The sequence below is a fragment of the Rothia sp. HC945 genome (assembly GCF_051370785.1).
Classification (GTDB): domain Bacteria; phylum Actinomycetota; class Actinomycetes; order Actinomycetales; family Micrococcaceae; genus Rothia.
The window spans coordinates 73481-95762 of sequence record NZ_JBFCSN010000004.1 but is presented as its reverse complement, the minus strand read 5'-3'; the positions used below and the strand labels follow the sequence as shown (position 1 = coordinate 95762).

Sequence of the window (22282 nt, the reverse complement as noted above, 5' to 3'; positions counted from 1 at the left end):
TCGCGGCCGGCACAGGCGTGGATGCGACCCCGGCGTCGGCCGGCGCTAGGCCGTGCCACTCGGCAGGAGGCCAACAAGGTCATGCGTTCTCGCGCTGCCCCCATCATGATGGAGACATGAATGAGCAGTCATACGCCGGCGAGATCGGAATCAGAGTCAGGCCCGTTCGAGCACCAGATGACTATGCGCCACTCGTCGCAATCTGGCGCAGCGCGGTCAACGCAACCCACGATTTCCTTGCCGAGGCGGACCGAGAAGAGATCGAATCCACTATGGAAACCGGATATTTCCCCGCCGTTTCGCTGGATGTCGCCGAGCTGGATGGTCGACAGGTGGGGTTCTCCGGCGTCCTCAACGGGAACTTGGAGATGCTGTTCGTTGACGCCGGCCAACGCGGAGTCGGCATCGGAACGAAACTTCTGACCCACGCGATCGAAGAGCACGGGGTCCGGAACGTCGATGTGAATGAACAGAATGCCCAAGCGGTGGAGTTCTATACCCGTCGAGGTTTTCACGTGGTCGGACGCAGCGAAACCGACGACGCCGGGCGACCGTACCCGTTACTGCATCTCCGCCTGGGCTGAGGCCGAGGGCTTCGGTCGGAGGGGCCCGAGATGGCGGGCGACGGCGGGACGGCGGGCCTAGCGGCCTGGCGAGGTGGCAATTTTGCGACAAAAAACCGTATTTTCAGTCCCCAAACTGCCACCTCGACGCCGAAGGGCGCACGAGAATGCCACCTCGGCGCGTGAAAGCCCGGTTGTCAGGCCAGGATGCCCCAGCCTCGCCGGTCGTCGAGCCCGCCGGCGATCGCGAACCGACCGGGTCCGAGGAGGAAGACGGCCAAGGACGCGAGTCCAAGCACCAAAACGGATTCGTACCCGCCGTTCGAGGCGAAGAAACCTTGGGAACCGTGCACAAAGTAGATGGCCCCGAGCATGTCGACGGCAAGCACCAGACCCGCGAGCCGGGACAACAAGCCGACGATCAGCGCAATGCCGCCGATCAGCTCGGCGTACGCGGCCACCGTCGCGGCGAGCTCGGGCGAGGGAACACCCATCTGCTGGAAATTCTCCGCGGTCCCGGCCAGGGTCCATTCGTTGAACTTCTGCAAACCGTGCATCAGAAACACAACGCCCAAGCCGACTCTCAGGAGCAGCAGGCCGAGGGGCGCGGACAACGTCGAATTCTGTGGGTAACTCATATCCCGAACACTCTACCCGTGAGCGATGCACGTTCGCGGCCCGGCGTCACAGTCACAGCCCTTTGTCCGAGACCCAGTCCTTGGCGGCCTGTACGGTCGATGCCTTCTCGTCGCCACTGACCCGATCGTTCAATCGAATCAGGTCCTTGGTGGTCAGCGTCCTCGACACCTTATTGATCACTTCCTGTGCCGCCTGGGGAACCTGGTCCTTTCGGATCAGGGCAATGGCCTGCTGGGCCAGGAAGTTGTTCTTGGGGTCCTCCAGAACCACCAGGTCGTTCTTCTCGATCGCCGGCGTCGTGGTGAAGATGTCTGCAACCTGCACTTGATCGTCCAGAAGAGCTTTCACCGTGAGGGGTCCGCCCGAATCGTTGATGGGCGAGAACTTCGCGGGAACGCACCCGTAATTGGCTTCGAGCCCCGGCAGGCCGTAGGCCCGTTCCTGGAACTCGGGTGGTCCCGCAAGCTTGAGGTCCGAACAGACCTTGCCGAGGTCCTCGAGCGACTCGAGCCCGTACTTTTTCGCCACATCCTTCGTGACCACCAGCGCGTCCTTGTCTTCGGCCGGGGACGGTTCCAGCACTTGGAGTCCTTTCGGGACCACTTTGGCGAGGGCGGTCATGATGTCCTCGGCCGTGCTCTCGGTCGCCGTCTTGTCAAAGTACTGGAGGAGGTTGCCCGAATAGTCGGGTACCACGCTGACACTCCCCTGCTTGACAGCGCCGATATAGGCCTCACGGGCGCCGATCGCGGGCTGGCTCTCGGCCTTGTGCCCGGCGTTCTGGAGGACAGCGGTATAGATTTCGGCGATGATCTGTGACTCCACGAAGTCCGCGGAGCCGACGACGATTGTGCCCCTGCCCTTGGACGGCCCCAGAGCGTTCTTCCCCGAGAGACCGCACCCCGTCAGTCCCAGGACCGACGCCGCCGCGGCGAGACCAAGCACCTCCCGGCGCGACGCGTTCCTCGATACGGGATTCATCACGATTCCTCCTTGACCAGGCCGGGAGAAGTGAGCATGCGCTGCACGAGAGCCAGGATCCCGTCCAGGGCAAGTGCCAGGACCGCGGCGAGCAGCATCGAGGCGACCATCCGCGAATAGTCCCTGACAGCGAGTCCGTCGATCAGGAATCGGCCAAGACCTCCTAGGTCGATGTACGCCATGACCGTCACCGTGGCCACGATCTGGAGGGTAGCGTTGCGGATCCCGCCGAACAGGACCGGGACCGCGTTGGGTATCTCGACCGTGAACAGGATCTGCCATTCCTTCATCCCCTGGGCGCGGGCGGCGTCGACCACGGCAGGATCGACGGCGGCGACTCCCGCGTACGCGTTGGCGAGCAATGGGGCCACGGCCAGGATGACCAGGGCCAGAACGGGTGCGGTCAGACCGATACCGATCCACAGGGCAAACAGGGTCAGCAGGCCCAAGGTCGGAAGGGAGCGCAGGGCGCCCGTCAGCCCGATCACCGCGTTTCCGCCCCGGCGCGTGTGCCCAAGCCACAGCCCGATGGGGACGGCGACGACCACGGAAATCCCCAGAACCATGCCCGTGTATCCCAGGTGCTCGGCGAGGCGGATCCATATTCCGCCCGAGCCGCCCCAGGAGGCCGGGTCCGTGAACCAGTTCCAGGTTTGTTCGACAACGTTCATGACCTCACCTGCCAACGCGTTGCGACGGCCGCGGCCAGGGCGACCACGCGATCCAGGACGACGGCGATCAGCGCGATCAAGACGATCCCGACGATGATCTCGGTCGTGAAGTCACGCCGGAGCCCGTCGGTGAAGAGCGTGCCGAGGGACTGGATGCCAATCACCGCGCCCACCGAGACCATGGAAATATTCGATACCAGAGCCACGCGCAGCCCCGCGGCCATCACCGGAACGGACAGCGGAAGCTCAACCGTCCAGAACCGGCGAGCCGGTCGGTACCCGACGGCCGTGGCGGCGTCGAGCACCGCGGCGTCCACGGACTCGAAGGCATCCACGCAGGAGCGGACCATCATCGCGATCACGTACAGGCTCAGGGCAATGATCACGTTGGTCAGCGAGGTAATGGCCGTGCCGAGGACCAGGGGCAGGAGCACGAACAGGGCCAGGGACGGGATCGTGTAGAGAAGGGCCGCCGCATTGACCACAGTTCCCCGCCGGGCCTTGCCGGCCCGCGCGCGAGAGGCACGCCCGGCGCCCTCCGCGCCACGGGAACGCCGCACCGCGGCGAATCGAGCGATCGGTATCGAGATCACGGTTCCGATGATCACGGGAAGCACGGACTGCAACAAGTGCAGCCATGTCAGCTCCCCCACGTAGGACAGATTGTGGAAGAGCCAGGTCACAGGCCCACCCCGTATCGGCTCTTACGCTCCCTGGCCGCGGCATCCATGACGTCGTCGGAGGACAGCAGGCCGAGGGCCCGGCCGTCGTCGTCCACCGCGACGCCCCACCCGGACGGGGAAGAGAGCACGGAATCCAGGGCGTCGCGCAAACTCCCGCCCTGGGGGAACAGGCTTCCACCGATCATCGTGCGATCGTCGATGCTCCATCCGGCGGGTCGGCCGGCGTCGTCGAGGGCCAGGCGCCAATCGCCCCACGGCCGGTCCTCCGCATCCAGGGGGCGGATCGGAACCTCTCCCGCGGAGGCGAAAGTGAGGCGGCGCGTGCCGCGGTCGTGGCCGACGAACGATGCTACGAAGTCGTCGGCCGGTTCGCGCAGAATCTCCTCGGGGCTTCCGAACTGGGCAACACGGCCGCCCTCGGCGAAGACCGCGACACGTTGCCCCAAGGTCACAGCCTCATCGATGTCGTGGGTCACGAACACGATGGTCCGCTCCAGGGTCTCGTGGAGCCGGATGAGCTCGCGCTGCAGGTCCGCCCTCACCACGGGGTCAACGGCGGAAAACGGCTCGTCCATGAGCAGCACGGGGGAATCGGCGGCCAGGGCTCGGGCAACACCGACGCGCTGCGCCTGTCCCCCGGACAATTGGGCGGGATAGCGCTTCGCCAGCCCGCGGTCCAGACCAACCGTGTCCATCAGTTCGAGGGCGCGCGACCGCCCATCACGCTTCGACACCCCGTTCAGTCTCGGCACGGTCGCAATATTGTCGGCGACCGTGCGGTGAGGCATCAGCCCGGATTCCTGCATCACGTAACCCATGGACCGGCGCAGTTCGTACGCCGGCGTGTCCTTGTTGTCCTCACCCTGGATGAGAATCCGTCCGCGGGTGGGTTCCACCATCCGGTTGATCATGCGCAGCGACGTCGTCTTCCCACACCCGGAGGGCCCGACGAAGACCGTGATGAGACCGTCGGGGATCGCGAGATCGAGGTTCTCCACTGCGGTGGAGGACTCGAACTCCTTGGAGACTCCGATGAACTCGATTGCGTCCGTTTTTCCTAGTGGCATGGTGGTTCCTTCGGTCCAGACTGCTTTGTGCGATCCTACGCCAGGCCTTCTCGGGGCGTCGCCCAACTCACCCGGAAACGACGTCATACTTTGGGTTCGAGCGCCTAGAGGATAGCTTACGAATCATAAGAATCCGCCGGGCCCGCAGGAGGTCGAGTGTCTGCCGTTTCGATGCCGAAGTACCGCGCCGTCGAGCGGCAATTGCGCGCCCGAGTCGCTGAGCTCGAGGACGGCGCCCTGCTCCCCACGGAAGCCCGCATGTGCGAGGAATACGGCGTCTCGCGCATCACGCTGCGGCGGGCCATCGAGGAAATTGCCCGAGACGGCCTGGTGACCCGACATCGTGGACACGGCACCACGGTCGGTCGCCCCGCCCCGACGACCACGGAGAACCACGTCGAACAGGGCGAGCACTTCGACAGCAGATTCACCGGCTTCTTCGGTCAGCTGACCGGTTTTGGGCACAGGGTGCACTCGGACATTCTGGAGTTCGGCCCCGTTCGGGCCAATACTTTCGTGGCGGGCGCCCTCCGAGTGGACCGCCACTCCGAGGTGCTCCACATGTCCCGACGCCGCTACGTGGACGGCAATGTCCACCAGCTCTCGCGCACATGGTTCGGCCCGGACCGCTTCCCGGGGATCGAGACCGAGGATTTCTCTGAGCAGTCCCTCTACGGCTGCCTCGAAGAGAAGTACGGCGTCAGCATCGCACAGCAGGATCTGAGCGTCTCGCTGCGCGTGCCGTCCCGGGACGAGGCCCGGACGCTCGGAATCACCGACAGACAACCGCGCCTGTCCTTGCAGATCACGGCCTACTCCTCGGACGGGGAGCCGTTCCTGTACGGCGAATCGGTCTTCGTCTCGACCGACGCCCACATCTACTTCACGGCCGGAGGAACCCGACCCGAGAACCCCTGACGGACCAGCCCTGTCCCAGGACTCGCTAGGCCCTGGGGCCCGTCCCCTGCGCCAATTGCGCCGCAACGATCGAAGAAGGCTTGCCACCGAGCAGCGCTTCACCGATCGCGGCGAGCTGGCTGACCTGACGCTTGTTGAGTCGGTTGAAGACCGCGGCGCGCACCTGTCTGACATGGCCGGGTGCGGCGGCGACGACGGCGTCATGACCGCTCGGCAACAAGTGGCAGATGCTGACGCGGCGATCGGTTTCCGAGGTCGTGCGCTCGACGTAGGCGTCTTCCTCGAGACGCTTCACCACGCGAGAGAGCCTCGCCAGGCGCGTGTTGGTCTGGGACGAGAGCTCGGTCATCGTGAGCCGACGCCCGGGAGCCTCGGAGAGCATCGCGAGAACCATGTACTCGACGAAGCCCATGCCTGAGTCTCGTTGCAATTGGTTCTCGAGCTGGCCCGGAAGTTGGAACATGATCGCAGAAAGACTCAACCAGGCTTCACGCTCTTCTTGCGTCAGCCACTGCGGCTCGCACGGGGCTTGGGGCGCGTGGGACACCGGACGACCTTCCACTCGACGATCTTGCTCCCTGCTCGATCCACGATCCGCAGGTCATGCCATTATGCCCCAATCACTCACCCGTTCCCGCCCCATCCGGCTCGGGAATCCACGTTCTGACATGGGAGGACTCGACTCCGTTCCGTGACGGAGCACGCACCTCGTGGCGGCGTCCTTCGCCTATACTGGGTCATTCAGGTGTGCCGGGAAGTCTGGTCGGCAGGTCGCGGAGTGCGCGGCCTTGTTCCCATGGATCGACGTATCGACCGATCCTCGACCCTTGTCGGAGACTCTCATGCAGCACCTCGTCCCACACCGCCTCGCCTCACTGCTTCGCCAGGAATCCACGGGCGGCGTGATCCTCCTCTGCGCAACGCTTCTGGCCCTTGTCATGGCCAACAGCGGCGCCTCGTCCTGGTACTTCGCGGTCCGAGACCACCACCTCGGCTTCGCCATCGGCGCCCTGGACCTCGACCTGTCGATCGGCCACTGGGCCGCGGACGGTCTTCTGGCCGTGTTCTTCTTCATCGTCGGGCTGGAGCTCAAGAAAGAGTTCGTGGTCGGAGAACTCCGCAACCCGGGAACCTCCGTGGTTCCCATGGCCGCCGCGGCGGGCGGCGTCGCGCTCCCGGCCATCATCTTCGCCGCGATCAATGCGGGAGGCCCGGCCATCGGCGGCTGGGCGGTTCCGACAGCCACCGACATCGCGTTCGCCGTCGCCGTGCTCGCCGTGGTCGGGCGAAACCTCCCCACGGCCCTGCGAACCTTCCTGCTGACCCTGGCCGTGGTGGACGATCTCATCGCGATCACGATCATCGCGATCTTCTACACCTCCGATCTGAACCTCGGTTTCCTGGCCCTTGCCGCGTTGCCGCTCGCGGCCTACGCGTTCGTCGCCTACCGGGGCGAGAAGGTTCTGCACCTGCGACCCGAGGCCGCGTGGATCATCCTCCTGCCTCTCGGCGTGTTGACGTGGGCTTTCTTCCTCGGTTCGGGGATCCACGCGACGATCGCCGGCGTCCTGTTGGGCTTCTGCGTGCCCGTCCGGCAAGGACGCCGCACGCCCGCCGACGCCCGCGCAGGCCTCTCCGAAGTCTTGGAGCACCGCATCCGGCCGCTCTCCGCTGGGCTGTGCGTCCCCGTGTTCGCGTTTTTCTCGGCGGGTGTGGCGGTCGGAGGCTGGAGCGGGTTCGTGGAGTCCGTGAGCAGTCCCGCCGCCCTTGGGATCGTCCTCGGCCTCGTGGTCGGCAAATGCCTCGGGATCACGGGGGCCACCTGGCTCGTGACGCGCCTGCGCGGACCGAAGCTGGATCCGGAGATCGCGTGGCCCGACGTCGTCGGGGTATCGCTCGTCGCCGGCATCGGATTCACCGTCTCGCTCCTGATCGCCGAGCTGAGTTTTGCGGGGGACCCGTCCTTGGACGGGGCAGCCAAGGTCGCGATCCTCACCGGGTCGGCTCTGGCCGCCCTCTGCGGAGGTGCGTTCCTTGCCCTGCGGAGCAAACGCCGGGCCCGAACGGAAATGCACAGTGAGCTCAGTACCTCCCGGTAACTCGGCCTGCGCTCTATGATTCATTCCACAGCATTTGTAGACTGTCCGGACGATTCCCGACTCGGCGGAATGTCGCCGACGAAAGGCAGGAATGGGCTTTTTCGACCTCACAGGATGGGGATTCCTGATCGGAATTCTCGTGGTCACCATCATCGTCTTCGTCCTCGGCGTACTCCTCCTGCCGCGGATGTCGGCTCCGGGTCCCCTTAAGTATTTGGCTCAGGCCGTTGCCTTCGTCGTGGTCTCCGCGCTGGTCCTCCTGACAGCGACCGCGTGGCTCAACCGGGACAACAACTGGTACACCTCTTGGGACGATCTCTTCAGCAGCGGGGACGTGACCGCCATGAACTCCAGCAAGGTCTTCGGCCAGAAAGTGGCCAAAGTTGCCCACGCCAAGAAAATCACCGGAGACGCCACGGACAAGCAGCGCGACCCTGCCTCCAATCCCGCTTTCAAGGACAAGATCAAAGAGGGCGAATCGGACAGCACGTACTTTTCTGTCAAAGTTCCGGGGAAAGCGAGTGGGCAGAGCTACGACGTCACGGTGTGGTTGCCCGCTTCATATCTGAAGAATCCGGAGAGTTTCTACCCGGTGATCATGGGATTCAGCGGTTTTCCCGGTTCCCCGGACACCTACTCCAAGTCCATCGACTACGGCCAGTTGATCGAGAACGCCGTCAAGCACAACAAGATGCGGGAAGCAATCTTCGTGGTTCCCGCCGTGTACCCGGGTGGCTACGACAGCGAATGCGTGGACGGAACCCGTTCCCAGTCCGGGGGGAAGACGCCCAAGGTCGAAACCTACGTAACCCAGGACGTCGTGCCGTGGGTCAAGGACAACTTCAGGGTCTCGGACGACCCTCACGCGTGGGCCCTGACCGGGTACAGTGCCGGTGGTTGGTGCTCCGCGATGCTGAGCATGAGACACCCCGATCTCTTTGCCTCTGGGCTGGTCCAATCCGGCTACTTCGAGCCGATCTACAGCGATAACCAGCATTGGAATGCGCAGGACGATCCGCGGTACGACCTGGAGAAGATGGCCTCGAACAAGCCCCCGGACACGAACCTCCACTATTTTTCGAGCAAGGACGACACCCTGTCCTGGCCGTCCTTGAACCAGTTCAAGGACAAGGTGAGCCGCCCGACGTCGTTGACGGTCGACTCGGTCGATACCGGGGGACACCGCCAGGACGTCTGGGAGCCGGGGATGGCCAAGAGCCTGATCTGGTTGGGCCGCACCAGCCCATTTTTCGCGCCGTTGACCTGATTCCAGAGGGAAAGTACTCGTGAAGACTCATAGCACCGGCAGCCGTTCCGCCACCTACTACCTGCCCGGCAAACAACCGGGCCGTCGCATGGCGGCGCTCGTCACCTGGGTTTATGCCCTCGCGGTCCTGGTCAACGCGGCGCTGCTCATCACCCGCCCCTCCCGTCACGGAGTAGTCGAGTTCTTGTTCGGGCTGCTCAACATCCCGGTCGAGCGCAGCCTGATCATGCTGGTGATTTCGGCGCTCGTGTTCTGGGCCTTGCTGCGCCGCAAGAGAGCCGGCCTGTGGGCGGCCATGATCTTCCAATTGGGCGGCCTGGCTTCGGGAATCCTGACCGCCGTGGCCTTCGACGCCGTGGCCGCGCCGCCCGAGATTCTCGCGGCAAACCCCCTGCTGCACCCGGCGTGGGACATCGTGGCGGGCGTGCTGGGCATCGTGTTCTTCATCCTGCTCTACAGGGCCCGCCGGGAATTCCCGGCCCGCATCAGGCCGATCTCCTACGGCGCGGGGCTTCTGGTCGTGGCGGCCGGATTCGTGCTCGCGCTGGTGGTGGCATGGGTCTTCCTCCCGTTCCACGCCATGGGAGACCTGTGGGCCCTGCTCCTGAGGGCATGGGGCAGCACCTCGCCGGCGGTCATGTCCCACCTGCACAACATCCACCGGTGGCACGTCCAGACCATCTCTACCGTGTACGGCCTGACCGCGATCGCCGCCGTCTGGGTGCTTCTCCGCTCCAAGAGGGCGATCCATTCCTGGACCGGCGAGCGGGAGCTGCACCTGCGCGAGTTGCTCCACGAGTACGGACACCAGGATTCGCTGTCCTACTTCGCGACCCGCCGCGAGAAGTCGATGGTGTTCTCCGACGACGGCCGCGCGGCCGTCACGTACCGCGTCTTCGGATCGGTCTCGTTGGCCTCGGGCGACCCGGTGGGCGACCGGAGCTCGTGGGAGAACGCCATCCTCAAATGGAAGTCGGAAGCACGGGAATACGGTTGGATTCCCGCGGTCATCAGCGCGAGCCGGGACGGTGCCAAGGAATACACCAAAGTCGGCATGGCGGCTCTGGGGATGGGTGACGAGGCCATCCTCTACCCCGACCGGTTCTCGCTGAACAACACGTCCATGAACGAGGTCCGCCACAGTGTGCGACGACTCGAGCGGGAAGAGGTCACCTACCGCATCAGGCGCCAGGCCGACTTCACCCAGGAGCAACTGGACCGGGTGGTCGCTCTCGCGGACGAGTGGCGGCATGGCAAGGTCGAACGTGGGTTTTCGATGGCGCTCAACAGGATCGGTGATGCCGCGGATTCTCGGAACGTCTTCATCACCGCGGAGAACGCGCAAGGCGAGCCCATCGGTTTTCTCTCCTTCGTCCCGTGGGGTTCGAACGGTTTGTCGCTCGACGTCATGCGTCGCTCGCCCCAAGCCCCGAACGGGACCACCGAGTTCATGATCGTCAAGATGATGGAGGAGGCCGAGGGGCTCGGAGTCAGCAGGGTCTCGCTGAACTTCGCGATGTTCCGCGAGACGTTCGCCCGTTCGGAAGAACTCGGGGCGAATCCGTTGACCCGTTTCGGCTCGTCGGTTCTGGGCGTGCTGGACAGGTTCCTGCAGCTCGAACGGCTCTACAAGTTCAACCAGAAATTCGCTCCGACCTGGGTCCCCCGTTTCATCTGCGTGGACTCGTACGTCTCGGTGGCGAATGTGGGCATGGGCTGCGGCGTCGCGGAAGGGTTCCTTCCGGCCTGGATGGGCGGGAAGGCGTCCGCGGAACACACTCTCGGCCGGAACGAGCTGGAACGGCTCCGGGAGATCGAACGACGCCGGGTCGGTGCCGAGGATCTTGCCCCGAAGTGGTCGGACCAGACACGTCACCGCATCCGGCATCTGGAAGAGATGCGGGAGGCCGGTGTCGAACCATTCCCGAAGGGCACCGGTGAAGGCATGACCGTGCGCGCCGTCGCTCCTCTGCTCAGAAGCGAAGGGGACGTCGCCGGCGGAGGAACACCGGGGGCGACGTCGCCCGCCGACGTCTCGGTCAACGGTCGGGTCCGGTCGATGAGACGACACGGAAAGGTCACATTCCTGGACCTGTACGAGCACGGAACCACGATTCAGGTGGTGCTCGACGGTTCCGTGTGCGGCACCGACACGGCCGCCCGGGTGCGGTGGATCGATTCGGGAGATTACGTGCTGGTCCGCGGCCACATCGGCTCCTCGCGCACCGGCACGCCGTCCCTGATCGCTCAGTCCTGGGAGATCACGTCCAAATGCTTGCACCCGATTCCCTACGATTCCTTCACGGACCCGGAGGCGCGGCTGCGCCGTCGGTCCATGGACCTGATCATCAACCCGGAGGAGTCGAAGCGGTTGCGCATCCGGTCGGCGACCATCCGGGCCATCCGCACCACGCTGGACGACCAGGGTTTCCTCGAGGTCGAGACGCCGATGCTCAACACGATCCACGGTGGAGCGAGCGCCCGGCCGTTCAAGACGTTCATCAATGCCTACGGCGTCGACCTGACCCTGCGCATCGCACCCGAACTCTACCTCAAACGGTTGGTCGTTGGAGACATGGGGCCCGTCTACGAGTTGGGCCGCGACTTCCGCAACGAGGGCGCCGACTCGACCCACAATCCCGAATTCACGGTCCTGGAGGCCTACCAGCCCTTTGCTGACTACACCGTGATGAGGGAGCTGACCGAGCGGATCCTCAAGAACGCGGCGCGCGCGGTCTTCGGCGAAGAAGTGCTTCCGCTGCGTCTGGGGGACGAGCCCAAGGATCCTCGTCAGGAGGCCGTGCTGACCGATGTCTCCGGCCCCTGGCCGGTCGTGAGCGTGTGCGACGCCCTGTCCCAGGCGGTCGGGCGGCCCATCGACCTCGATACAGATTTCGAGACGCTCATGGGTCTGGCCCGCGACCACGAGATCCACGTGCGGGACGATATGGGGCCGGGAGCGGTCATCGAGGAGCTCTACGGCGAACTCGTCGAAGCGAAAACCTCCAGGCCCACGTTCTACAAGGACTTCCCCGTCGAGACCTCTCCCCTGGCCGGCCCTCACCGTGAGGACCCTCGCCTCGCCGAACGCTGGGACCTGGTGATCAACGGGACCGAGATGGGCACCGCCTACTCCGAGATGGCCGACGCGATCGAACAGCGACGCCGCCTGACCGAGCAGTCCCTCAAGGCGGCGGCGGGCGACGTCGAGGCCATGCAGATCGATGAGGACTTCCTCGACGCCCTGGAGACCGGGTTGCCGCCCACGGGCGGGCTCGGGATCGGCATCGACCGGCTGATCATGATGCTCACCGGCTCGCCTATTCGCGGCGTCCTGGCCTTCCCGTTCGTTCGCCCAGGGGCGACGCCGAGGCTCAAGTCCGCGCCTCGCAGCGTCAAGGGGCCGGATTCCGCGTCGCTCGAATGAACCCGATCCAGTTCCTTGCCGCCTCCTCGGGGCTGGGCGTCGGCGGATTCGACCCTGCGCCGGCGCTGATCGCCGCCGTGTTCATGGCCGCGCGCCCCAGCGAGACACCGGAACAGGCCCGGGGCGTCCGCCGCGACGTCCTCTTGTTCGGCACGGTGCTCATCGGAGGAACCGTGCTCTGGGGAGTTGGGCTGTCCCTCCTGGTCGGGGAGCGTCTCGCGAGCGTCCCCTGGTACGGGCTCCTGCGTGCCGGCGGGTGGGCGGCCGGCGTCGAGCTCCTTCTCGCGATCGCCGGATTCTGCGCGGCCGGCCACAAATGGGTGCACCGGAACGACCCGCCACGGGAGGAGAAGGCCCGCAACAGGGCGGGACTCATGCTCGTGGCCCTGGGGTTCGTGGCGATCGTGACCGCCGACGTGCCGTTCATCGTCACGATCGGCCTTTCTTCCCACCAGCCCGTGTGGGCCATGATCCCGGCGTTCATCGTCTGGGCCGTGGTCTCCCAGTTCCCACTGTTCGTCCTGTGCATCGCGGTGCTGGTCAACAAGCACCGGAAGGTTTCCCGGGTGATCGGCCGGGCCTGGGATTCGTTGCGCACGTGGGTTCGATGGGCGGTCCCCGTCGGACTGGCATCGGTCAGCGTGCTCCTGCTGCTCGACGCCGCCCGCTTCTTCCTCCTGGGGCGTTTCCTGATCGGGTGATCAGGCCTTCCCGGCCAGGAGGACCGGCCATCCCCTAAGAGCGCCGGTGGGCCTCAGCGATTCGGAGCAGCTCGAGGTATCCGTGGACATCCCAGGCGGTCCGCCCCACGAACAGCCCTCCAACATGGTCGATCGACAGAAGCTGCGCGGCATTGTCCACCGTGACGGAACCGCCGTACAGGAGTGCTTCCACGCGGTGGTCGTATTCGTCTCCCAGGGCGGCGAAGGATTCGACGAGTTCCTCGGTGCGGGGAGGCCGGCCCGCGTCGCCGATGGCCCACATCGGTTCGTAGGCAATCAGGACCTTCCCCAGGTCGGACTCGTCCAGACCGTCGAGCGCGCCGTGCGCCTGCTCGAGAATGTATTCCGCTGATTGTCCGGCGGCTTTGGTGTCCGCGGGTTCCCCAATGCACAGCAGTGGCCGCATCCCGTACCGGATCGTCGCCTCGACCTTCCACCGTGTGGTCTCGATCGTTTCCCCGAAATGCGTCCGCCGTTCGGAGTGCCCGATTTCCACGATGGAGGCCCCGGCATCCTTGACCTGAGGAACGGAGATCTCCCCCGTCCAGGCCCCGGAGTCCTCCCAATGAGCATTCTGGGCGCCGACGAGGACGGGAGACCGACCGTCGATAACCTGGGCAACCGGTGAGATCGCGGTGAAAGAAGGGATGACGAAGGGCTGCACCTGACTGAGGACGTCGTCGGTCAGGTTCTCCGTGAGCGTGTTGGCCCATGCACGGGCGTCTGACCCCAGCTTGTTCATTTTCCAGCTGGTCCCGATCCACAGCGGTTTCGTCGCGGATTCTTCGGTTGTCGCACTCGATTCGAGTGGGGGCATGGGTGCGCTCCTTCCGACCACGTCCTGTTCCGGGGCCTCTCCCAGGGTTCCGCTGCACCGTCTCGGGCAACGCTCGCGGCCTCGCGATCCACTCCCGATCCTATAGGAAGAAGTCTCGGCGAGTGAAGGGTTTTGGCATCATCTCTCCTGCCGGATCGCACCAGAGCGGGCCTCGAGGCCAGTCACCCGGGTATCGCACCTACCCAAAATATTCCTCGGGATGGTTGACACAGGTCACGTCGGGCATAAATCCTATAGGAATAATCAACTCGAAGGAGAGCCGCATGTTCACAGCCGAGTCCTGGCCGATCGCCGCCAACATGTTGTCGTTCGGTGACACCGCGCCCGATGGGGGCCACATCAAGGATGCACCGGCCACGGTCTGGGCCGCGCAGATGCGCGAAGCCCGAGAGCTCGGGATCACGCAGATCGACCCGACCGACGCATGGGTTCCCCTGGCACGGCTGAGCGACGAACGGGTCGAGGAGTTCCGGCGCACCCTCGAAGGCGAGGGCCTCTCCATCCCTTCGATCTCGATGACTCGGAGTTCGGTGGTGGACCGAGACAGGGGCGACCAGTTCCTGGCCGAGGCCCATCGCCTCCTCGACCTGGCTCCGAGCTTCGGAGCCAGCGTCGTGAACGTCGGTTTCATGCAGGCCCTGACGCAGGAGCAGTCCGACGCCGTCTGGTTCTGGCTCGAAGACGGCCATCACGACGACCCCGCACTCCGTGATCTCGCCATCGAACGCATCCGGGAGCTCGGCGATCACGCCCAGTCGGTGGGGGTCGGGTTGAGCCTCGAAATGTACGAGGACACCTACATCGGAACCCCCGAGGACGCCGTAACCTTCCTGGACGACGTCGACCACGACGCCGTCGGGCTGAACCCGGACCTCGGCAACCTGGTTCGTCTTCACCGACCCGTGCCCCATCCTGACGGCATGTACGAGACCGTCCTCCCCCGGTCGAATTTCTGGCACATCAAGAACTATTCACGGGACTTCGACCCACGCACCGGGGCGTACACCTCCGCGCCGATGCCCCTCAAATACGGCTACATCAACTATCGGCGGATCATCCGTCGAGCCATCGAATCCGGCTACACGGGCCCGTTCTGCTGCGAGCACTACGGCTCCGACTCACTGGGTGTGATCGCGGAGAACATCCAGTACATCCGCCAGGTCCTGGCTTCGGCCCTGGACTGATCCTCCCCGCGACCGTTTCACTACATCCTTCCTTCTCAGACGCATGCAAAGGAGCATTCATGTCCACGATCCCCTTCCCCTCCGAGCGCACAGCGGTGGTCACCGGCGCGGGGGCCCCGCGCGGCATCGGACGGCACGTGGCCCGCACCCTCACCGGGTCCGGATGGAACGTGGCCGTTCTTGATATCGACGAATCCGCGGTCGTCGATTTCGCGGCCGAATTGGCGGAGGAGAGCGGCCGCACCGTGGTCGGGGTCGGGGTGGACATTGCGGACAAGGAATCGGTCGAGCGAGCCTTCGCCACGATCGACGCCGAACTACCGCCCATCCTCGCCGAGGTCAACCTCGCAGGAATCCCCGGGCCACAGGAATTCTTCGACCTCACCTCGGAGAACTTCACGCGCATCATGGACGTCAACGCCAAGGGCACGCTCTTCATGATGCAGGCGGCGGCGGCCCGCATGATCGAGGCGGGCACCGGCGGCCGGATCGTCAACACATCCTCCATCACCGCCTACGACGGCGGGGGAACTTTCTCCAAGACCGGGTACGCGGCCGCCAAAGCCGCGGTTCTGGGGCTGACCCGCGGCGGGGCCCGCGAACTGGGGAAACACGGCATCACCTGCAACTCCATCGTGCCTGGCCCCATCGATACGGACATCATGGGCGGGACGCTCACGGACGAGCGCAAGAGCGGGATGTCCGCCGACATCCCGCTGGAGCGGGTCGGCCAGCCCCAAGAGGTCGCGGGACTGGTCAAGTTCCTGGTCAGCGAGGATTCCAGCTTCGTCAACGGTGACGCCGTCTTCGTCGACGGCGGAAAACACATGGTCTGACCTCCCCGGCTCCCTCAGCAAGGAGAACGAAATCATGACAATGAAGTCATCCCCGGGCCGCGACCCCCGGATCCAATCCGAGACCGAGCGGCAGTCCCTCACCCACGAGGTCGAATCGGCGACGCGCAAGGCCAGCTGGCACCTGCTTCCGTTCCTGATGCTGATGTTCGTGGTGGCCTTCATCGACCGGACGAACATCGGTTTCGCGGAAGAAGCCCTGGAAATCCATGCCGGTATTTCGACCACGGCCTACGCGCTCGGTGCCGGACTGTTCTTCATCGGCTACGCCGTGTTCGAGGTTCCCTCGAACCTCATCATGTACAGGGTCGGGGCCCGCTGGTGGATGGCCCGCATCATGGTCACCTGGGGGATCGTGGCCGCGCTGTTCATGTTCACCAGCGGTCCCGTCATGTTCTACGTTCTCCGATTCCTGCTCGGCGTGGCCGAAGCGGGGTTCTTCCCAGGCGTCATCTACTACCTGACCTGTTGGTTCCCTCGACGTCGTCGTGGGCAGGCCACCTCGTTGTTCTACTTGGGGCTGCCGATCGCCAACATTGTCGGTTCGCCGCTCTCGGGCGCCCTGCTCGAGCTCGATGGCATGTTCGGTCTCCGAGGGTTCCAGTGGATGTTCTTGCTGGAGGGCCTGCTCGCGGTCGCCGTCGGTTGCGTGGCGTTCCTGTGTCTACCCGACCGGCCGGCCCGAGCCGGCTGGTTGTCCCGGGCCGAGCGCGAGGGCCTGGAGAATGCCCTGGCCGCCGAGGCGGAGGTCAAGGAGCAGACGCACCGGATGCGCTGGTGGAAGGCTCTGCTGAACGGGCGAGTGCTGTATTTCGCGCTGATCTACCTGACGATCCAGGTCGCGGTGTACGGGCTGACTTTCTTCCTGCCGCGCCAGGTTTCGCAGATCACGGGCCAGGAGATCGGTTTCGTCGTCGGACTCCTGGTTGCCATCCCGTGGCTCGCCGCCCTCGTCTCGGCCGCCTTTGTGGGGCGCTATGCCGACCAACGCGCCGCCTACCGACGAACCACCACGTTCATGCTCGCCCTGTCCGGCGTCGGGTTGACCGCCAGCGCCTTCCTGCACCAACCGGTCCTGACGATGATTGCCCTGTGCGCCGCGGCCATCGGGTTCGTCTCGGCGCAGCCCATTTTCTGGAACATCCCCACCGGTTATCTTTCGGGCGCGGCCCTGGCGGCCGGCGTCGGGCTGATCAACGGGCTGGGAAATCTGGGCGGTTTCATCGCCCCGAATCTGAGGTCATGGGTCACCGTGACCTTCGGAAGCGAAGCGGCCGGTCTCGTGATGCTCGCGATGGCTCCGTTCCTGGGGGCACTCCTCGTCGCCGGGACGGCCGTGCTGGAACGCCGCGACCGAACCGAAGAACCGTCAGCCCCATCCGCATGATTCCCCTTCCACGAAAGGATTCACCATGTCCACACACCCCGTGTCGACTATCCGCACCGTAACCGTCGTCGGCGCAGGCTATATGGGCGGAGGCATCGCCCAGGTCCTCGCCATGGCGGGGCTGCCCGTCCGGATCGCCGACGTCAGCGTCGAGGCCGCCGACGCCGCCCTGGAGCGCATCCTGGGCGAGGCGCGAGCCTCGGAGGACCAGGGCCTCATCCCTGCCGGAAGCGCCGACGCCGTCGCCTCCCACCTCACGGCGGGTCAGACCATCGAGGAGGCCGTCGCCGAGGCCGACTTCATCGAGGAAGCCGTCTTCGAGGTACCCGACGTCAAGCACGAGGTTCTCGGACGGATCTCGGCGGCCGCGCGGCCCGAAGCGATCATCGGGACCAATACCTCGACGATCCCGGTGCGCGTACTCGCGCCCGCCGTCTCCCACCCGGAGCGTTTCCTGACGGTCCACTTCTCCAACCCGATGCCTTTCATCCCCGGTGTCGAGCTCGTCGCGGGAGACGCGACGACCCAGGGCGCGATCGACGCCGTCAAGGACCTCTTGGCACGTGCCGACTGCGAGGGCGCGCAGGTCGCGGACACTCCCGGCATGGTGCTCAATCGGCTCCAATACGCGTTGTTGAAGGAAGCGACCTCGGTGGTGGAGGAGGGAGTCGCGACCGTCGACGATGTCGACACGATCGTTCGCACCACCTTCGGCTTCCGCCTGGGCTTCTTCGGACCTTTCGCCATCGCGGATCAGGCGGGGCTCGACGTGTACGCCAACTGCTTCTCGACCTTCGAAGAAGCGTACGGCGAGCGTCTGGCCACCCCGCAACTGCTCAAGGACGCGGCGGCCGAGGATCGCAAGGGCCTCAAGAACGGCAAGGGCCTGGTCGAGGACTACGACGAAGAGACCCGGGCCGAACTGATCGCCTACCGCAACAAGGCCTACGCGAGGATGCGGGAAGTACTGCGGGAGATCGGCCCCGCGCCACGCGGCACACGCCGTGGCCAGGACTGACCTGCGCCGCCTGGCCTCCGGGCCGCCCCGCCGCTATGGACTCGAGGAGTCACCATGAATTCTGTTGTTCCCGTCGATGAGCACGCCCTGATCAAGAAGATCACCTGGCACATCGTTCCGTTCGTGATGGTCCTGTACATCATCGCCTACATTGACCGTTCGGTCATTGGCTATGCCAAGCTCCAGATGTCGGCCGACATCGGGCTGAGCGACTCCGCCTTCGGTTTGGGCGCCGGCCTGTTCTTCCTGGCGTATTTCCTCTTCGAGGTGCCGTCGAATTACGTGCTGCCCAAGGTCGGGCCGCGCATCTGGTTCGCACGGATCCTGTTTACTTGGGGCCTGATCACGGCACTGACCGCGTTCACGACGTCGAGCGGCATGTTCTACGTGCTCCGCTTCCTTCTCGGCGTGGCCGAAGCAGGGTTCTACCCCGGGGTTCTCTACTACCTGACCTTCTGGTTCCCCCAGCGTCACCGCACCCGGGCGACCGGCACCTTCGTCCTCGCGGCACCGATCGCGTTCCTGGTCATGAGCCCGCTCGCGGGCACGATCCTCGGCCTGGACTGGTTGGGCCTGCGAGGTTGGCATTGGCTCTTTGTCCTCTCGGGCGCGGCGGCCGTGATCGCGGCGGTACCGACCCTGAAATGGCTTCGGGACGCCCCGCGCAAGGCACCGTGGCTGACATCTCGGGAGGCCGACTGGCTCGAGAACGAGTTGGAGCAGGATCGCGAGCGCTTCGGTCAGAAGTCCCACGACAACCCCCTCAAGGCATTGGGGTCACGGTACGTCTGGGTGTTCGCGGTGCTGTTCTTCCCCTCGACCGTGGGGATCTATGGTCTGAGCTTCTGGATGCCGACGGTCGTGAGCTCCTTCAGCGGTTCGGATGCGAACACCGGATGGCTTTCTGCGATCCCCTATCTGTTCGGGGTCATCGGCATCTTCGTCACTTCGCGCCTGGCCTCGAAGCTGCGGGAGAACTGGGTCCCTCTCATCCTGATCTACCTGGGTAGTGCCGTGGGCATCTTTTGGGCCGGGTTCTCCGGTTCGGGCATGGTGCAACTGGCGGCCATGTCCGTGGCGGCCTTTTTCCTGTACTCGGTCGCGGGGGTCTTCTGGGCCCTGCCGACCCGGTACCTGGCTGGCGCCACGGCAGCCGTCGGCATCGCTTTCGTCAATTCTTTCGGCAACATCGGTGGCTTCGTGGGGCCCTATGTGGTCGGGGCCGTTTCGGACGCGACCGGGAACGCCGCGAACGGGATGCACTTCCTGGGCATCGTGCTGGTTCTGGGCGCCGTCGGTTCGTTCTTCGGGATGCGCGCCTGGGCCGGGAAAAACCCGGAGGGGCCGTCGGCCGAGCCGAAGGGCGACGCCGCGCGCGTCCTCTAGTATCTGGAAAGCGACCAACTCGATCGGACAGGAGACGCCATGAGCAGCAAGCGCCAGGCCCTGCGCGCGGACGTGCAGGAGGAGATTCAGAATCGACTCATGCAGGGCGACTGGCGCCCCGGCGCCCGGTTGAGCATCGACGGTCTCGCCAGGGATCTGGACGTCTCCCCGACGCCGGTGCGCGAGGCCTTGGCGGCTCTCGAGCGGTCGGAACTCATCACGTACGAACCGCTCAAGGGTTTCGTTGTAGCTCCCCCGTTGACCGCGGAACAGATCGACGAGCTCATCGACGCCCGCCTGGTGGTCGAGCTCGCGGCGTTCACCCGTGCCTTCGGAACATGGCAGGCACTGCTCGACGATCTGCGCGAGGCCTACGCCGAGCACACGCGGATCGCCGAACAGATCGCGAACGAGCCCAAGCCGGACTACGCGCTCTTCCACGCGTATTTCGAGGCGGACAACGCCTTCCACGCAGCTTTTTTCCGCCATGCGGGCAACCACTATCTGGCTTCGATGCGCGGTGTGCTGAACGCTCACGGCCACCGCATGCGCCAGACCTGGTCGGAAGGCCCGGAACGGATCGACGCCGCCGATGCCCTGGCCGAGCACGCGGAGATCCTCTCCAGGGTGGAAGAACACAATCACGACGGCGCCCAGGCCGCCCTGCGCCGCCACTTGGAAGGGGTCCGCCAGCGCTCCGGCGGGCTGACTCCGCCACGGGAAGTCTGAGGATCAGGCCAGGTGCTCGCCGAGTTCGGTCATAAGGATCGCGAAGGACAGGGCACCGGGATCCACGGTTCCCAACGACTTGTCCCCCAGAACCCGCGCCCGGCCCTTGTTCGCCGTGATGCTCGCCGTTGCGTCCGCGGCTTCCCTGGCGGCCGCGGCCGCCGCGGCAATTGCTTCCCCCGCATTCTGCCCGGTGAACGACGTCGCGAGCGTCCGACGGAAGGGGAGGGCGGAGTCCATCATGGTCTTGTCACCTTCCTTCGCTCCTCCCAGTCGGCCTATCGTCTCGACGGCCGCATCGAGCGCTCCGACGACGGCCTCCTGGTCCACGCCCTCCTGGTCGCTGACGGCGTTGCCCGCCGCGACCAGCGCGGCGCCCCACAGGGCCCCCGACGTTCCGCCGGCCGATTCGGCCCACGCTTCGCCGGAGCGAGCGAGAACAGTCCGGGCACCGGCATCTTGGTTCACGGCCTCGCGGGCGGCGTCGGCTGCTCCGGAGGATCCGAGCAGCATCCCCTGGCCGTGGTCGCCGTCGCCGGCCACGGAGTCGATGCGGCCCAGTTCCTCTTCCTCCCGGACACAGACGCGTTCGAACAACGCGATGACGTCGGCAATCTGCCGGGCGCTCTGGCGTGACGCCTCCCCGGAATCCGGCACCGGTTCGTCGCCTGGTTCCCAGACGTTTTCACGAAGCGGACGATCGATGTCGGGCATGGTACCGCGGTGGAAGGCCGGGGTGTCGATGGGTGCAGTCCAGAGCCGCTCGAGTTCGTCGTCCAGAAAGACCAGTGTCAGCGAGAGGCCTGCCATGTCGAGGCTGCTGACGAATTCGCCGACCTCAGGGTGGACGGGGACGATGTCGCGCTCCGCGAGCAGCCGGGCGACGTGGTTGTAGACCACGAATTGTTCCTCGTACTTCACCGTTCCGAGCCCGTTGAGGATCACGGCGGCCCGGCCGTCGTACCCGTCGGTCGTTCGCGCCGGTTCTTCCCCCAGGACGCCGTCGACCAGGAGGTCCGCGACGTCGGCCGCCGTGCCCATCGGCTCGTCGCGCACACCCGGCTCTCCGTGAATGCCCAGGCCCACGGCCAATTTTCCCTCCGGGACACGGAAAAGCGGCTCATCGGCCCCGGGGAGAGTGCACCCGTCGAAGGCCACGCCCAGGGAACGGGTGGCCTCGTTGGCTTTGGTTGCGATGCGTTCGGCCTCATCGAGGTCGGCTCCGTTTTCTATGGCCGCCCCGACCGCTTTGAGGACGGGCAGGTCTCCCGCGATTCCTCGACGGTCTCGGCGGTTCTCCTGGTCGTTGGACGCGACGTCGTCGCTGACCGGAACCACTCTGACGTCAATGCCCTCGGCCCGGAGCTTCTCGGCGGCCAGGCCGAAGTGCAGCATGTCTCCCGCGTAATTACCGAAGCCGAGGACCACTCCTCCGCCGTTCTCCGCGTTGCGTGCCACGGAATAGACCTGGCTCGCCGAGGGGGATGCGAACACGTTGCCGCACGGCGAGCCGTGCGCCATGCCCGGCCCCACCCAACCGGAGAAAGCAGGGTAATGGCCGGTTCCTCCCCCAATGACCAAGGCCGGTTGGCCTGGTGGTGTCGCGCTCGCGCGGACCACGCCGCCGTGGACCTGGGTGATCGTCGGATGCGCGGCAGCGAATCCTGCCACGGCATCCGCCGCGAAATCGTTCGGCTGGTCGTACAGGTAGGTCATCGACGGCCCTCCATCGGTAGTCGCTCGGGATCCCGGAATGATCGGCAAATGTGGGCTGGATCCCACACCCCACAAATCCTATAGGAAATACGATTCGTGAAATACCCTCGCTGACGGCGGCTTTCCTGGCCCA

20 protein-coding genes are annotated in these 22282 nt (G+C 65.4%); 12 read left to right on the top strand and 8 right to left on the bottom strand.

Features of this window, described 5'->3' with window-relative positions; genetic code table 11:
* The first annotated feature begins 116 nt into the window (after positions 1-116).
* Positions 117-584 (top strand): acetyltransferase, encoded by a 468-nt coding sequence (locus AB0Y14_RS11575; protein WP_436589416.1) that lies wholly within the window; start codon positions 117-119, stop codon positions 582-584.
* A gap of 176 nt (positions 585-760) precedes the next feature.
* Here the strand turns inward: AB0Y14_RS11575 and AB0Y14_RS11570 are convergent, their stop codons facing one another.
* From AB0Y14_RS11570 to AB0Y14_RS11550, 5 genes are read right to left on the bottom strand one after another with little or no spacing between them, the layout of a single operon-like run.
* The gene (locus AB0Y14_RS11570) at positions 761-1201 is read right to left on the bottom strand and encodes a DoxX family protein (protein ID WP_436589415.1); all 441 of its coding nucleotides are present in this window, start codon (positions 1199-1201) and stop codon (positions 761-763) included.
* A gap of 52 nt (positions 1202-1253) precedes the next feature.
* Complete coding sequence (locus AB0Y14_RS11565; RefSeq protein ID WP_436589476.1) at positions 1254-2183, bottom strand: ABC transporter substrate-binding protein; 930 nt, start codon at positions 2181-2183, stop codon at positions 1254-1256.
* Positions 2183-2854: an ABC transporter permease gene (locus AB0Y14_RS11560; RefSeq protein WP_436589414.1), complete on the bottom strand. Its 672-nt coding sequence runs from the start codon at positions 2852-2854 to the stop codon at positions 2183-2185. The genes AB0Y14_RS11565 and AB0Y14_RS11560 overlap by 1 nt, the downstream gene beginning before the upstream one ends.
* Entirely contained in the window at positions 2851-3537 is a 687-nt protein-coding gene (locus AB0Y14_RS11555) for an ABC transporter permease (protein WP_436589413.1), read from the bottom strand. Before AB0Y14_RS11555 ends, AB0Y14_RS11560 begins: the two co-directional genes overlap by 4 nt.
* Positions 3534-4604 carry an ABC transporter ATP-binding protein gene (locus tag AB0Y14_RS11550; protein WP_436589412.1) on the bottom strand — a complete coding sequence of 357 codons (1071 nt, stop codon included), beginning with the start codon at positions 4602-4604 and terminating at the stop codon, positions 3534-3536. Before AB0Y14_RS11550 ends, AB0Y14_RS11555 begins: the two co-directional genes overlap by 4 nt.
* Positions 4605-4760: 156 nt before the next feature.
* Here AB0Y14_RS11550 and AB0Y14_RS11545 point away from each other — a divergent pair, with 156 nt between their 5' ends.
* Positions 4761-5522: a GntR family transcriptional regulator gene (locus AB0Y14_RS11545; RefSeq protein ID WP_436589411.1), complete on the top strand. Its 762-nt coding sequence runs from the start codon at positions 4761-4763 to the stop codon at positions 5520-5522.
* 25 nt (positions 5523-5547) lie between these two features.
* On the opposite strand, the gene AB0Y14_RS11540 is transcribed toward AB0Y14_RS11545, so the two are convergent.
* A complete protein-coding gene (locus AB0Y14_RS11540; protein ID WP_436589410.1) occupies positions 5548-6069 on the bottom strand; it encodes a MarR family winged helix-turn-helix transcriptional regulator in 522 nt (173 codons plus the stop codon).
* A 280-nt stretch (positions 6070-6349) separates the two neighbouring features.
* Between AB0Y14_RS11540 and nhaA the strand changes: the two genes are divergently transcribed.
* From nhaA to AB0Y14_RS11520, 4 genes are all read left to right on the top strand, one after another.
* A complete protein-coding gene (gene nhaA / locus AB0Y14_RS11535) occupies positions 6350-7621 on the top strand; it encodes a Na+/H+ antiporter NhaA (protein WP_436589409.1) in 1272 nt (423 codons plus the stop codon).
* 91 nt (positions 7622-7712) lie between these two features.
* Positions 7713-8888 carry an alpha/beta hydrolase-fold protein gene (locus tag AB0Y14_RS11530; RefSeq protein WP_436589408.1) on the top strand — a complete coding sequence of 392 codons (1176 nt, stop codon included), beginning with the start codon at positions 7713-7715 and terminating at the stop codon, positions 8886-8888.
* Positions 8889-8907: 19 nt separating this feature from the next.
* Entirely contained in the window at positions 8908-12315 is a 3408-nt protein-coding gene (gene lysX / locus AB0Y14_RS11525) for a bifunctional lysylphosphatidylglycerol synthetase/lysine--tRNA ligase LysX (protein WP_436589407.1), read from the top strand.
* Positions 12312-13016, top strand: coding sequence for a hypothetical protein (locus AB0Y14_RS11520; protein ID WP_436589406.1), 705 nt, complete (start codon positions 12312-12314; stop codon positions 13014-13016). The genes lysX and AB0Y14_RS11520 overlap by 4 nt, the downstream gene beginning before the upstream one ends.
* 34 nt (positions 13017-13050) lie before the next feature.
* On the opposite strand, the gene AB0Y14_RS11515 is transcribed toward AB0Y14_RS11520, so the two are convergent.
* The gene (locus tag AB0Y14_RS11515) at positions 13051-13854 is read right to left on the bottom strand and encodes a triose-phosphate isomerase (protein WP_436589405.1); all 804 of its coding nucleotides are present in this window, start codon (positions 13852-13854) and stop codon (positions 13051-13053) included.
* 284 nt (positions 13855-14138) lie between these two features.
* On the opposite strand from AB0Y14_RS11515, the gene AB0Y14_RS11510 reads away from it, so the two are divergent.
* From AB0Y14_RS11510 to AB0Y14_RS11485, 6 genes are read left to right on the top strand one after another with little or no spacing between them, the layout of a single operon-like run.
* Positions 14139-15059, top strand: a complete 921-nt coding sequence (locus tag AB0Y14_RS11510; RefSeq protein ID WP_436589404.1) for a sugar phosphate isomerase/epimerase family protein — start codon at positions 14139-14141, stop codon at positions 15057-15059.
* Between the two features lie 59 nt (positions 15060-15118).
* Positions 15119-15895, top strand: a complete 777-nt coding sequence (locus AB0Y14_RS11505) for an SDR family NAD(P)-dependent oxidoreductase (protein ID WP_436589403.1) — start codon at positions 15119-15121, stop codon at positions 15893-15895.
* A 34-nt stretch (positions 15896-15929) separates the two neighbouring features.
* Positions 15930-17300, top strand: a complete 1371-nt coding sequence (locus AB0Y14_RS11500) for an MFS transporter (protein ID WP_436589402.1) — start codon at positions 15930-15932, stop codon at positions 17298-17300.
* 25 nt (positions 17301-17325) lie between these two features.
* Entirely contained in the window at positions 17326-18318 is a 993-nt protein-coding gene (locus AB0Y14_RS11495) for a 3-hydroxyacyl-CoA dehydrogenase family protein (protein ID WP_436589401.1), read from the top strand.
* 54 nt (positions 18319-18372) lie between these two features.
* Complete coding sequence (locus tag AB0Y14_RS11490; RefSeq protein WP_436589400.1) at positions 18373-19704, top strand: MFS transporter; 1332 nt, start codon at positions 18373-18375, stop codon at positions 19702-19704.
* Positions 19705-19743: 39 nt separating this feature from the next.
* Complete coding sequence (locus AB0Y14_RS11485; protein WP_436589399.1) at positions 19744-20433, top strand: GntR family transcriptional regulator; 690 nt, start codon at positions 19744-19746, stop codon at positions 20431-20433.
* A gap of 3 nt (positions 20434-20436) precedes the next feature.
* Here the strand turns inward: AB0Y14_RS11485 and AB0Y14_RS11480 are convergent, their stop codons facing one another.
* Positions 20437-22149, bottom strand: a complete 1713-nt coding sequence (locus AB0Y14_RS11480; protein WP_436589398.1) for a dihydroxyacetone kinase family protein — start codon at positions 22147-22149, stop codon at positions 20437-20439.
* Positions 22150-22282: the final 133 nt, after the last annotated feature.